General features: G+C 35.3%; 10 protein-coding genes. 1 reads left to right on the forward strand and 9 read right to left on the reverse strand.

The window, feature by feature from the left end; all coding sequences use genetic code 11:
* Positions 1-213: 213 nt before the first annotated feature.
* Positions 214-4,104, reverse strand: coding sequence for a RemA C-terminal-like gliding motility protein (locus ABEB18_RS05420; RefSeq protein WP_348798125.1), 3,891 nt, complete (start codon positions 4,102-4,104; stop codon positions 214-216).
* A 285-nt stretch (positions 4,105-4,389) separates the two neighbouring features.
* On the opposite strand from ABEB18_RS05420, the gene ABEB18_RS05425 reads away from it, so the two are divergent.
* Positions 4,390-4,869 (forward strand): regulatory protein RecX, encoded by a 480-nt coding sequence (locus ABEB18_RS05425; RefSeq protein ID WP_348798126.1) that lies wholly within the window; start codon positions 4,390-4,392, stop codon positions 4,867-4,869.
* Between the two features lie 77 nt (positions 4,870-4,946).
* On the opposite strand, the gene ABEB18_RS05430 is transcribed toward ABEB18_RS05425, so the two are convergent.
* The 8 genes from ABEB18_RS05430 to atpD all read right to left on the reverse strand — a co-directional run bounded on the left by ABEB18_RS05430 (position 4,947) and on the right by atpD (position 13,419).
* Positions 4,947-6,101: a beta-ketoacyl synthase N-terminal-like domain-containing protein gene (locus ABEB18_RS05430; protein WP_348798127.1), complete on the reverse strand. Its 1,155-nt coding sequence runs from the start codon at positions 6,099-6,101 to the stop codon at positions 4,947-4,949.
* A 146-nt stretch (positions 6,102-6,247) separates the two neighbouring features.
* Positions 6,248-7,549: an adenosylmethionine--8-amino-7-oxononanoate transaminase gene (gene bioA / locus ABEB18_RS05435; protein WP_348798128.1), complete on the reverse strand. Its 1,302-nt coding sequence runs from the start codon at positions 7,547-7,549 to the stop codon at positions 6,248-6,250.
* 2 nt (positions 7,550-7,551) lie between these two features.
* Positions 7,552-8,169: a dethiobiotin synthase gene (bioD, locus tag ABEB18_RS05440; protein ID WP_348798129.1), complete on the reverse strand. Its 618-nt coding sequence runs from the start codon at positions 8,167-8,169 to the stop codon at positions 7,552-7,554.
* Between the two features lie 105 nt (positions 8,170-8,274).
* Positions 8,275-9,414, reverse strand: coding sequence for an aminotransferase class I/II-fold pyridoxal phosphate-dependent enzyme (locus ABEB18_RS05445; protein ID WP_348798130.1), 1,140 nt, complete (start codon positions 9,412-9,414; stop codon positions 8,275-8,277).
* Between the two features lie 82 nt (positions 9,415-9,496).
* On the reverse strand, positions 9,497-10,237 hold the full coding sequence (locus ABEB18_RS05450) for a porin family protein (RefSeq protein WP_348798131.1): 741 nt from the start codon (positions 10,235-10,237) through the stop codon (positions 9,497-9,499).
* A 28-nt stretch (positions 10,238-10,265) separates the two neighbouring features.
* Positions 10,266-11,390: a hypothetical protein gene (locus tag ABEB18_RS05455; protein WP_348798132.1), complete on the reverse strand. Its 1,125-nt coding sequence runs from the start codon at positions 11,388-11,390 to the stop codon at positions 10,266-10,268.
* A 161-nt stretch (positions 11,391-11,551) separates the two neighbouring features.
* Positions 11,552-11,833, reverse strand: coding sequence for a F0F1 ATP synthase subunit delta/epsilon (locus ABEB18_RS05460; RefSeq protein ID WP_348798133.1), 282 nt, complete (start codon positions 11,831-11,833; stop codon positions 11,552-11,554).
* A gap of 74 nt (positions 11,834-11,907) precedes the next feature.
* Positions 11,908-13,419 carry a F0F1 ATP synthase subunit beta gene (gene atpD / locus ABEB18_RS05465; protein WP_348798134.1) on the reverse strand — a complete coding sequence of 504 codons (1,512 nt, stop codon included), beginning with the start codon at positions 13,417-13,419 and terminating at the stop codon, positions 11,908-11,910.
* Between the last annotated feature and the right edge of the window lie 168 nt (positions 13,420-13,587).

Here is a 13,587-nt window from a genome sequence, read left to right on the forward strand (position 1 = left end):
AACACTTGACGCTTTTTAATTACTAAAATCAAACCTGTACTTTAAATTTAGTAAAAAAAAATAAGATAATTCACAGTTATACAATTAATTAACATTACCACACACATCTTTTCTCTACAATTGTATTGTAAAACAGCATAGAGTCTGTTAAGAGATAGAAGACATAAAACAGAGATAGATTACGATTAATTGACCAAAAAAATTATCGAAATGTCAATGAAAAACAATTTCTTTGCTCATCCACTTACCATTTTCTAATTGTACCATCACAATCATTATTTGGTCGGCAGCATTTAATTGGTCAATGATAAATTCCTTAGAGTCTAATTTATTTTTGTCGAAAAGTAAACTTCCTTTTAGATCATACACTTTTACAGTTTTTAATGATTGGTCAAAAGAATTGATTTTGATTCTATGGTTTTTTACAGATACTATAGCACCTTTCGCATCTATCTCATTATCATCAGTTCCTAATGATGAATTAGATTCGGTGTATTTCAACACAAATCGATCATTAAAAGTTCCGATGGTTGTGGTAAACGAATACGAACCCTCTTTTAAATTATGAACTGTATTTGTCATTTTGTCCTCTAAATAAACACCTTGATTAACCAAAACACCATCTACTTCGTCGATGCTAATCTGAAATATCCCTTCAATTGTTGTCTTATAACCTAATGGTACTATATCAGAAGTATCAAAAGGTAATCCTCGTCCTTGAATCGTCAGGTTCTTAGAATTATTGATACTATAAAAGTCAACATACGCATTGCCATTGAGTGTTTCACCATCATATAAATTATCAATGCTATTAGTAGCACCTTGTACATAACCAACCAATAATTGCTTAAAAGCCCCTTGATTATTACTAAAATTCAGCCAAACTCTATTCTTCTCTACTTCGGTTGCTACCTTGGTTTTCGTTTGTTTGTAGAATGTAGTATTACTTCCTGAATCGCTAACTCGTAACGCATTATTGAAAACAAAATCTCCTTCTCCAGTACTTTTTACCATAAAAGATTGACCTGCTACAATAGCGCCATCGGGTTTCGCTCCGCCTGATTTAGCTGTTGTTCCTCCAGTTCCATTAAAAGAGGCATAATCGCCTGATGAATATACATAAACATCTCCTGCACCAACGGCTGCCTTAGCAGTATTGTGTGTCCAAAAATTTAAGGTTCCGCCTATCAATGTCTGATTATCTATCATAAATTGTTCTGCATCTATTGCCGATGGATAAGGGTTACCTATTAAATTATTCTTGTTAATTCCTTGTGAAGCTATCTTTTGCTCTCCATTGTTGGGCTCTCCCGTAAATTCTAAATTAATATCAGGACCAGGAGTTTCTGGAGGAACCAGCACAATATATCCTTTGCCTGGTTTCATAATGGTACCACTACTTGCGACAGCCCAATTGCTCACATACCAACTGTAAAATTTTTCACTGTCTGACGAAAAATCACCCAAAGTTTGCCCCACTACTGGCGAACTCCAATACACATAATCTTTGTCTTTGATCCCTGAAACCGTTCGTTTGTAAACTATAGAGCCTGTATTAACGGCATTCTCATCATTTTGTAGCAATGAGGTTCCGCTTTCGAATGTAATAATGCCGTTTAGGGTGGTTGAATTACCATAAAACTCAAATTCCAAACTAAGGTTTTTTTCATTTTCAACACTTAACTTTTTACCTGAACTTACACTACAATTGCAAAAATGAGTATCCGAATTTAACATCAAATTTTCTTCTATTGCTACTTCAAACCTTTTATCTGGAAGCCCTCTTGTCCAACCAGAAGCATTGTAGGTCGAATTATTGACACATCCCAAAATACGAGCAATTCTGTATTTGGCCTTTCCACCAACGGAACTAAAACTTCCTCCAACTAATATTCGCCCTTCAAAATCTATAGCCGATGTGTAACATGCATTATTTAGAGTTGTAGTAAAACTGGAATTGTAACTCCCATCGCCATTCAATCGAACAATTCGTCTTACTGGATATGAAACCCCATCTGTTCCGGTAAAAGTACCGTTGAACAAACCTCCTAAAATAATCCGATCATCGGGTTGCACTGTAATCGTTCTAACATTTGCATTATTAAAACCATTTCCAGAAAGAAAACTGGTGTCAATATGCCCATCATTTGTAATACGGAGAAATCTTCTTTTTGGTGTACCTTCAAAAGTTGTAAAACTTCCGCCAACTAATAACTTCCCATCCGATTGTCTAGCTAATGAATGCACTGTATTATTAGGTCCGTTAGTATTATTATAAGAAGTATCTAACGAACCGTCATTATTTATTCGGACAAGTTTGCTAACAGGAATAGAGTTATAACTAGTAAAATTTCCTCCCAAAACAATTTTATTAGAGGTTGTTTCAAGTGCTATTGCTTGAACAGTATTATCTACATCAGCAAAAAAACCAGTATCAATACTGCCGTCACCATTAAGTCTTATCAATCTATTTTGGGCAACATTATCAACCAATGTAAAACTCCCACCAACTAGTATTTTACCATCAGCATCAACTGCTAGTGCATAAACGCCTCCATCATCAATAACAACAGGATTAAAATTAGAATCAACAGTACCATCAGCTTTAATTTTCAAAATTCTTCGAATCGTTATTCCATTATATGAAGTAAAATTACCTCCTATAACAAAACTACCATCTGTTAATTCGACAGCGGTTCTTATTGTATTTGACACACCTAGACCTCCTATATTAAAAGACGTATCTAAAGATCCATCTTCGTTTAAACGTGCGATTCTATTAACAACAATACCATTAAAACTAGTAAACGAGCCGAAAATCATTGTTTTTCCAGAGGCTAATGGTATCAATTTCAAAACATTTGCATTAGCCCCTACGCCGCCGTTTGATAAAAATTCTGTATCCAGATTTCCGTTTTTGTCAATTTTAGCTAAGCGACCTCTTGCCGTTTTGTCATAAGTTGTAAACGATCCCCCAATATAAATTTGACCATCTACAGCCTTTTCTATCGTATAAAATGTACAACTTGGTAAGCCCGTCGAATTAACAAAATCAGCATTTAAATCTCCATTACTACTCAACAATGTTAAACGATTAAGTCCAGAATCGATTCCGTTATAATTTCCGGTAAACGAACCTGCTACATAAATCCCATCGTTTGTAGATCGTACCACTTGGACAATTCCGTTACTAAATCCACTTTTAGCATTATTAAAGCTAGTATCAATCGTTCCGTCCGCATTTAACCGAGTAATTCTTCCTACTGCTGTCCCGTTAAAAGAGGTAAAAGCACCACCTAATATTAGTTTCCCATCAGACTGCAAATCTAAAGCCAAAATATTATTATCTGCACCAGTTCCCAGATTACTATTGAAAGTTGCATCAACGGTACCATCTGCATTGAGACGAGTTAATCCTCTGGTTGTAGTGCCGTTAAAACTGGTAAATGATCCACAAATCACTATTTTTCCATCAGGCTGGACTATGATTTTACTAATTGCTCCTGCAGCTCCCAATGTGATATTAGCATTAAATGACACATCTAAAATCCCGTTCGCATTAATCTTAAAGACATTATTTACTGCAACTTCATTATAATTTGTTATCGCATCACCTGCAACAAGAATACTGCCGTCAGTAAATTGTGCCATAGCCTGTACTATATTATCAGGGCCAACATTTCCAGAATTAAAACTTAAATCCAATGTCCCATCCAAATTTAATCTAAGCAATCTGCTTTTTGAAATCCCATTATAATTTGTAAACGAACCCCCATAAACCAATTGATTAGTTATAGTTTTAAAACCGCTTGTAACCAGATTGTCAAAACCAGTACCTGAAGAAAAGCTAGAATCTTTATCCCCTGAGACATTTAATTTTAGTATTCGAGTAGCCGATATTCCATTAAAATTCAAAAAATCACCTGCAACAAAACTTGTCCCATCTGTATTTTCGATGATGACCCTAACATTACCATCAAAACCTTCTCCAATTGTTCCGTCATCAAAAGTGTTAAAGGAAGTATCAACTTTCCCTTGTTGTGCTCGCAAAGGTGATAGTACGAAAAATAAACTTATCGTAATAAGTCTTAAAGTTGTATTCATAGATTCAAAAAAATTAAAACTGTTAACCAATCAAATTAATACTTAACAAAATCTATTTCAAAAAGCGTTTTTGTGAATCATTAATTGGAATTTTCAAAATGATTCTCCTTATAATACATAAATAAAATACTACAACATAACAAATATAATCTTTTGATTAAAAAGTGTTTATATTTTTTTAACAAATAAAAACCTTAATTACATATTTATTCAGGAAATAAATTCTTACGCTATAAATCTTGTATTCTTCGCAAAAAAGAAAACAAAATCAAGTATTTTTACAGTATGAAAGAAATCTATTCTATAAAAGAAGCCAAACAGAAAATAGAACATTTTTGTGCCTATCAAGAGCGATGTCACGAAGAAGTTGTCTCTAAATTATGGAGTATGAAATTGACTTCAGCAGAGATTGATGAAGTTGTTGTGCATCTGATACAAGAAAATTTCCTCAACGAATCCCGTTTTGCCTGCAGTTTTGCACGAGGAAAACACCGTATCAAACAATGGGGTAAAATTAGAATTGTTAATGAATTAAAAATGCGCAACATCAATCAAACCTTGATTAATTTGGCATTAAAAGAAATATCATCAGAAGAATATATAGCAACTTTCGAAGCATTATCCGAAAGAAATTGGAACTCCATCACCGAAAAGAACACACTCAAAAAGCGTAAAAAATTCTGTGATTATATGCTTCGCCGTGGTTTTGAAAGTAACTTGATTTACGACAAAGTGAAAGAATTGGAAAACAACAATAGTGAGTAATAAGTTTTTGAGTGTTCGGCAACCACAATAAAAATCTGCTGAATCTGCATGAAAAAATAATTAAAAATCTCCAGAGTTTAAAGACTCAACAAAACACTCACCGCATTTCCGCCAAAACCAACTGCATTGACCAAAACTTTCTTAATAGGTCTGGTTTGTTTTTGCGCTTCTGCAAATGGAACTCCGATAAACTGATTGTGTTGCATCATCAAAATAGCCATTTCCACACTCAGAATCCCAGAAGCACCAAAAGTGTGACCAATTTTCCATTTATTGGTCGTTAGTAAAGGTAGAGTTTCCCCAAAGATTTTTTGAATCGCCTTATACTCAGTTAAATCACCAGCTTTGGTACCAGGTGCGTGCATCACAATAGCATCAACTTCAGAAATAGGAGTGTTTTCCAAAGCCATTTTCATCGATTTTTGAAAACAGATCGCTTCGGCAGAGATAGAAATATTGTGTTCCAAAATTTCAGTAGCATAACCAATGCTTTCTACATAAGCTAGTGCATTTTCTTTTTTCCCCAATTCCAAACAACAAACAGCGGCACCCTCGCCCAAAACCATTCCGTTTTGCGTTTTATTTAAATCGAAAGCTCTGTTAGGATAAGCCTCTCCACTATTCGAATAAATTTTCAATGCTCGCATTTGTCCCACAGTAAAATCGGTTAAAGGCGCTTCGCTACCACCCACCAAAAACTTATTGGCCATACCCGATTTTAACCAAGCAACACCATTCAACAATGCGTGCAGTGCGGTCGAACAAGTAATAGAATGCGAAATTTCTGGCCCTGAACTTTGTAAGTCATGTGCCACCCAAGAAGAAATATTTCCCAAAGTAGTCGTTGGCGAAGCCAAAGTCTGTGCTTTGCCGTTTTCGAGATATTCCTGAAAATGTTTTTCGAATAAATCCGTTGCCCCACGCGAAGAACCAATATTGATTCCGAACACATCATCTGAAGTCCAGCCTGCGTTTTCAATCGCTTTTCGGGAAGCCGCCATCGCATACAAAACCGATTTATCCAACGATTTGTATTTGATATCGGATTGTCGTAAAGAATCAACTATTGCTTCTGAATTTGCGTCCAATAGAGCAACCAAAGTGTCTTTATGATCTAAAAAACGACTCGTAAAACAATGCTCAGTACTTTGATAGTTTTCCCATATGTTTTTAGGCTCGTTACCTAATGGCGAAATCGATGCTAATGCTGTTATGGAGATAATTTGTGACAAGACTTTTTATTTTTACGCAAAGGTCGCAAAGTTTTTTATTAAACGAAACAGATTTTTTAAACCATATAAGACATAGAAGGCCATATGAGTGACTTACAATAAAATATTAGTGGAAATCCGTTTAATCCGTCAAATCTGTGGCCAAATTAAACTATTTCTAATGCTCGTTCAACCACATCATAAACTTTTTGCAATTGCTCATCGGTAATGATATAAGGCGGTAAAACATACACAATATTCCCAACTGGACGCAAAATTACTCCGTTTTCGATAAAGAAATTATAGAGCTTTTGACGAATGCTCCCATAATAGCTAGTATCACTATTGGTTTTTATTTCTAAGGCAAAAATAGTTCCCAAAACACGGGTTGTGGTTACTTTTGGATGTAATGCAATGTGTTTTTGAAATTCTAAATGTCTTCTATTTACTCGAATGATATTCTCCTGCATGGCCTCGGTTTGCAATAATTCTAAACTGGCTAGTGAAGCCGCACAACCTGTAGGATTGGCTGTAAAAGTATGACCATGAAACAAAGCTTTATTAATATCCTCATCATAAAAAGCCTCAAAAATATCCTGAGTAAAAGTAGTAATCGCCATCGGAATAGTACCTCCTGTCAATGCTTTAGACAAACACATCATATCGGGTTGTTCCGCACAATAATCACTAGCAAATGTTTTTCCTGTTTTTCCAAAACCAGTCATCACTTCATCGGCAATGGTCAAAACATGGTTTGCTCTGCAAATTTTGATTAGCTCATCTAGTGCTTCTGGTTCATACATCACCATTCCAGCCGCTCCTTGCACCAAAGGCTCATAAATAAATCCTGCGCAATTATTATTTGCAATAACCTCACGCAAAGCATTGTAACTTATATCTTCCTTCCCTTTTACTGGAACCGGAATACGGACCACATCAATAAACATTCCTTGAAAAGCAAGGGTGTAAAAGGAAATACCACTTGCTGCCATTGCAGCAAAAGTATCGCCATGAAACGCATCTTCAAAAGCAATAATCGTTGTTCGCTTTTCGCCTTTATTGAAAAAATACTGCAACGCTACTTTGATCGCTACTTCAACCGAAGTCGAACCGTTATCGGAGAAAAAGATTTTCTGTTGATTAGAAGGCAAAATAGCTTTTAATTTTTCGGCCAAAACAATCGCTGGTTCGTGCGTAAAACCACCGAACAAAACATGTTCCAAGGTTGTCAGCTGTTTGTAAATCGCATCAGCAATAAATTTGTTGGAATGCCCAAAAGGGTTAACCCACCAGGAAGCGATGGCATCAATATATTCTTTATTATTTTCGTCCCAAAGTAAGACTCCTTCGCCTTTTTTGATAGCGATGGGTAGTGCAGCTGTTTTGTGCTGGGTGTAGGGATGCCAGATGTGGTTCTGATCTTTTTCGATAAGCCCCCTAGCCCCCGAAGGGGAATTTAAATTACTCATAATTATATTTTCGATAAGTTTTCCCGAAATAATTCGGCGTATTCCTTGATTACGTTTTGATCAAAATAAGGTTCTTCATTGATTCGACCCAAGTATTTAACACCTGTTTTATGTAAAATAATCGATTCAGTTGAGGGGTTTTCGTCTCCACTGAAAACAATTCCAGCAATCGCTATTTTACGATGATGCAAGGATTCAATTGTAAGTAGTGTATGATTGATACTACCCAAATAATGTCTAGAAACAACTATAACTTTATAATCAGGTTGGATTAAGTCGATCACACAATCGGTATTATTCAACGGAACAAAAACACCTCCTGCGCCTTCGATAACGAGATGGTTTTCGGTTTTTGGTTCTTTAATCTGATTCAAATCAATGGTGATTCCATCTAAATCAGCGGCCAAATGCGGACTTGCAGGCGTATTTAAAGCATACGCATTGGGATAGAATTGTGTTTTGGTATTCGAAATATACCGCATGATTTTATGGCTATCGGAATTGTCTAAATCACCTGCCTGAACAGGTTTCCAATAATCAGCTTCGAGAGCTTCGGTAATAATGGCTGAGGCAATCGTTTTGCCAACATCGGTTGATATGCCTGTTATAAATAATTTCATAATTCTTGTTTCGCAAAGATTCGCAAAGGTAAAAAAGAAGATTCACAAAGTTCTGCAAAATTCTTTGTGTATCTCTATGTCATTTCTTTGTGCATCTCTGTGAAATTAGGCATAAACAAAACTACCCAACAACGTCAGCAATCTTGTTATCTCTTCTTTACTATTATAATTATGCAAACAAAAACGCAGTCTTTCTTGTCCTTCGGGAACAGTTGGAGACAAAATCGCTTTCCCATCAAAACCTTCCTTTTGCAAGGCTGAGGCTATGTTTTTCACTTTTTCGTTCCCTGGAATAATCACACTTTGAATGGCCGATTTACTACGGATGAAAAGCGGACTTAAATGCTGCATTTTTTTCACTTGATTAAAAAAAATGATATTCTCTCGGAGCATCTCCATTGCCGATTTGTCTTTTTCTAAATACTGATAACCAATCAAAATCGTAGCCACCGAATGGGGTGAAAGTCCTGTGGTATAAATAAAACTCCTTGCAAAATTTAATAAATACGTATTCAATTGCTGACTACCAACTACAGCTGCCCCATGACAACCCAAACCTTTACCAAAAGTCATGATTCGAGCAAATACTTTGTCTTGTAAATTCAGATATTGAATTAACCCCTCGCCTTTATCCCCAAAAACGCCTAAAGCATGAGCCTCATCAACCACTAAATAGCAATTGTATTTCTCAGTCAATATTGTTAATTCTTCCATATTTGGACAGTCTCCATCCATTGAAAAAACAGATTCAGTCACTACATATATTAAAACATCCGAATTACGCTGAATCAACAACTCTAAATCTTCAAAATCATTGTGCTTGAATTTATACGATTTGGTATTTGAAAGCTGGATTCCATCACGAATGGAGGCATGACATAACTCATCGTATAAAATAATGTCGCTGCGTTGCGGTACTGAACTAAAAAAACCGACATTGGCATCGTAACCCGAATTAAATAACAAGGCCGATTCTGCTTGATGAAACTGTGCAATATAATTTTCGGTTTCGGTATATAAAGAGTGGTTTCCTGAAATCAACCGCGAACCAGTGGCTCCATTGTTTTTTATGTTTTTATCCAATAAAAATTGATGAGTAGCATCGAAAATTGCTTCCGATTTAGAAAAGCCTATGTAGTCATTCGAAGCAAAATCAGTTAAATCATTAGCTTTTGGGAGAGACCTTAGTGATTGGTTTTGCTTTCGGGTTTCGAGTTTATCGGCCAGTTTTTTGGGAAAATTCATGGAGCAAAGTTATGATTTTTTTAGTCATTAGTGATTAGCCGTTAGTCATTAGCTTTATGAATTTTAAATTTACGGCTAATTACTATTCGCTTTTAGTTTCTTCCAATTTCTTTTTCTCGGCCGCTTTTCTTGCTGCTTTGGCTTTACCTATTGGGAGTCCAGCTGTTAGGTACAAGGAGCGATTGTATTGAGTGGGACTGTCACCCCCTTTGAGAATCGGAACCAATCCATAATAATATTGCAGTCCAATATTCATACCATATTTAGTTTTTATCCGATATCCTGCCCCTATAAGCAAACCAGCATCTATGACATGAATTTTGTCACGTATTTTGTTTTTATATTCTAAATCTTCTCCATTATAGTTTTGACGGAATAAATCATGAGCCGAAGATAGAACTCCCAATTGCGTTCCTCCTTTGACATAAAAATTATTATCAAACTTGTATTTAATCGTCAAAGGAACATTAAAATAATGTATATTTCTTTTAACGGAGCCTTCGGCGAAAATAGCGTCGAGTTTTTCGTCATTCAAACTATATACAGCAATGTCTTTTGCTCCCATTGTCGATTTGACGATTACTCCCGTATTGAACATCCAGGAAGGATTTTTTAAATTAAAGTCGAAATAGAAACCCAAATTGAAATTTCTTTTATAATCTGAATCTAGGTTGGAAATACTTGAAAAATTAAACCCACCGTCCAAGCCAAACTCAATATTAGGTGAATTCAATTTGTCTCCAAATATAAGAGACATTAAAACCTGAGCATGCCCCTGTTGAAAACCAAAACAAAATACAAGTAAAAATAATGTCTTTTTCATTTGAGATAGTGATCAGTTTTGTTGATTATTATAATCCAAATCGATATTGAAGGCTAGTTAAAAACTGGGTTCGACTACCAAGAAAACCACATTCAGCACGTAACATTATATGCTTGTTGTACTGATATTGAGAACCAATTATGAAATTCCAAGCATCTTTTGGTGCTTTTTCAAGTGAATATTGTACAGTAGAAGTTCCAATAGTGCTTATTGCACCATCAATACCAGTCAACAAATTACCAGCTTTCTCCAAAGCATTGTTGGCTGTATTATATTTGGCCTTATTGGTAGGTTTTGCCTGTTCAGCAGCAGTAAGGCCGTTCCACCAAGCATCAACTTGTGCTTGTTTATCATTTACAGCATCCATTGCATTGTCAACTTTGGCTTGAGCTCCATCAACCGAAATGAAATCATTCAATGCCAATGAACCTGAGGTTCCGCTATTTAGATGTACCCTAAAAGCACCTGTCCAAACAGCAATATTCATATCTTCTTTCCCTTCAAATTTAAATGTTTTACCTAATCTTGGCCCGAATATAAATGTACGAGCTGGTTTTTCCAACTCGTCAATATCTGTCCAAGCCACATTCATGTCCAATGCTAACCAACCTCCCCCAACACCTATTGTCGGTGTAAAACCAATTCCGAAAGTTGTTCCAGTAAACTCAGCCTTTGTACCAAAATCAAGTACTTTTGACCAATTATTATCCGCATCTGGCACCCAAATTCCAGCATTTATATTAGTAGATGTATTCGCTTTTCCTAAAATTCCATACACATTTAAAAATGGCAATAACCAAATATCAGGTCTAACATTCAATGCTGATGCAGTAACATACGAATCATTAAAACGCACAACTTCGTCTAAATTATACTTAGTTCCATTATTAAATCCTACTTCAAGATTATGGATGACAATATCAGATTTTTGCCAAAAATAATTCATAGACACTCCCGCAGAATAAGGCAAATTAAATCCTTTTTTGGCTGCTTTTTCACCTAAAATGGGCAACACATAAGGATAAGACTCGTCGATAATACTATCGCGTAAAGCAGTATTACGTTTTCCTACAATCTTATCACTATATACTTGTGAAAAACTTATAGAAGAAATTAATAAAAAAAGAAGAACAATTAGGGGGGTATTTCTCATTTGATTTAATTTTCGTTAGTTAAGACTTTTAAAGCTTAGTATAAATTTATAAAAAAATATTACTAGCCTTCAATTTTTCAAACTTTTATATTTCCATAAAAAAAACCCAACTTAATCAAATCGGGCTTTTGTTTATAATTGAAATTTATAATTGAAATGTCTTAATCAGCTAAAACAATTACTTTATTGTCTTTTAACTCAAGAGTTCCAGAGTTAATTTCCAAAGTGTAATTTTGATCATTAATTTTGGTAAACAAACTTTGGGTTTCCTCGCTTAAATCAAATTTATTTGCTGTAATATTAATTGCTCCTTTTTGTAGCAATGAAACTATCGGTGCGTGATTATTTAACATTTGAAAACGTCCATCTACACCTGGTACAGATACAGAAGTAACTTCTCCTGAAAATAATTTTGCTTCTGGTGATACTATTTCTAAAATCATAATTTATTTAATTACGAATTTAAAATTACGAATTACGAAAATTAACAATTCGTAATTCATAATTCGTAATTCTATTAAGCTTCTGCCAACATTTTTTCTCCAGCTTCAATAGCCTCCTCAATAGTTCCTTTAAGGTTGAAGGCTGATTCTGGAAGATGATCTAGTTCACCATCAATAATCATATTAAATCCTTTGATAGTATCTTTAATATCTACTAAAACACCTTTTAAACCTGTAAATTGCTCAGCAACATGGAAAGGTTGAGATAAGAAACGTTGTACACGTCTAGCTCTTGCTACCGCTAATTTATCATCCTCTGAAAGCTCTTCCATACCAAGAATCGCAATGATATCTTGTAATTGTTTGTATTTTTGAAGAATTTCTTTAACTCTTTGAGCACAGTTATAGTGATCATCTCCAATGATATGTGGCGCTAAGATTCTTGAAGTTGAGTCCAATGGATCAACAGCAGGATAAATACCTAACTCAGCAATTTTACGAGACAATACAGTAGTTGCATCTAAGTGTGCAAATGTTGTAGCTGGTGCTGGGTCAGTTAAGTCATCCGCAGGAACGTAAACCGCTTGTACAGATGTAATAGATCCTTTTGTAGTAGAAGTAATACGCTCTTGCATAGCCCCCATTTCAGTTGCTAATGTTGGTTGGTATCCTACTGCAGATGGCATACGCCCTAAAAGCGCTGATACCTCAGAACCTGCTTGTGTAAAACGGAAGATATTATCAACGAAGAACAATACATCTTTACCTTGATCAGAACCTGCTCCATCACGGAAATACTCAGCAATAGATAATCCAGAAAGTGCAACACGAGCACGAGCTCCAGGTGGCTCATTCATTTGTCCGAAAACGAAAGTAGCTTTCGAATCTCTTAAGCCTTGCAAATCAACTTTAGATAAATCCCATCCTCCATTTTCCATAGAGTGCATGAAATCTTCTCCGTATTTAATAATTCCAGACTCTAACATCTCACGAAGTAAGTCATTCCCTTCACGTGTTCTTTCTCCTACTCCAGCGAATACTGAAAGTCCTCCGTGACCTTTTGCAATATTGTTAATCAACTCCTGAATCAATACTGTTTTACCTACTCCGGCTCCACCGAACAATCCAATTTTACCTCCTTTTGCATAAGGCTCAATCAAATCGATTACTTTGATACCAGTAAATAAAACTTCAGAAGAAGTAGATAAATTTTCAAATTTTGGTGCAGCTTTGTGAATTGGAGTTCCACTCTCACCTGTTTTTGCTAATGCTGGCAAACCATCTATAGCATCTCCAATTACATTAAATAAACGACCGTAAACATCTGCTCCGATTGGCATTTGGATAGGATTTCCTGTTCCAACTACTTCATAACCTCTACTCAAACCATCTGTTGAGTCCATAGAAATGGTACGAACTGTGTTTTCACCAATGTGTGATTGTACTTCAAGTACTAATAATGTACCGTCTTTTTTTGTGATTTCTAATGAATCATAAATTTTTGGAAGTTCAACATCTTTTCCGTTGAAAACTACATCAACTACTGGTCCAATGATTTGGGCAACTTTTCCTATTACTTTTGACATTGCTTATGTATTTATTAAATAGCTATTTAGGTTTATGAAATACAGACCATCGAATCTTATCGAATGGATACTTTTTTCAGAGTGCAAAGGTAATTTTTTAAAATATAAAATCAATATTTTTTTTATAAAATAAGCTAATTTTTTCTCATATTGATTATTAAGCATTTT

Source organism: Flavobacterium adhaerens, from assembly GCF_040045115.1.
Lineage (GTDB): Bacteria > Bacteroidota > Bacteroidia > Flavobacteriales > Flavobacteriaceae > Flavobacterium > Flavobacterium adhaerens.

Bases quoted from the DNA above. Each gene is read 5' to 3' on its own strand.
- ABEB18_RS05420 (WP_348798125.1), bottom strand. From the start codon at position 4,104: ATGAATACAACTTTAAGACTTATTACGATAAGTTTATTTTTCGTACTA.
- bioA (WP_348798128.1), bottom strand. From the start codon at position 7,549: ATGAGTAATTTAAATTCCCCTTCGGGGGCTAGGGGGCTTATCGAAAAA.
- ABEB18_RS05445 (WP_348798130.1), bottom strand. From the start codon at position 9,414: ATGAATTTTCCCAAAAAACTGGCCGATAAACTCGAAACCCGAAAGCAA.
- ABEB18_RS05455 (WP_348798132.1), bottom strand. From the start codon at position 11,390: ATGAGAAATACCCCCCTAATTGTTCTTCTTTTTTTATTAATTTCTTCT.
- atpD (WP_348798134.1), bottom strand. From the start codon at position 13,419: ATGTCAAAAGTAATAGGAAAAGTTGCCCAAATCATTGGACCAGTAGTT.
- ABEB18_RS05425 (WP_348798126.1), top strand. From the start codon at position 4,390: ATGAAAGAAATCTATTCTATAAAAGAAGCCAAACAGAAAATAGAACAT.
- bioD (WP_348798129.1), bottom strand. From the start codon at position 8,169: ATGAAATTATTTATAACAGGCATATCAACCGATGTTGGCAAAACGATT.
- ABEB18_RS05460 (WP_348798133.1), bottom strand. From the start codon at position 11,833: ATGATTTTAGAAATAGTATCACCAGAAGCAAAATTATTTTCAGGAGAA.
- ABEB18_RS05450 (WP_348798131.1), bottom strand. From the start codon at position 10,237: ATGAAAAAGACATTATTTTTACTTGTATTTTGTTTTGGTTTTCAACAG.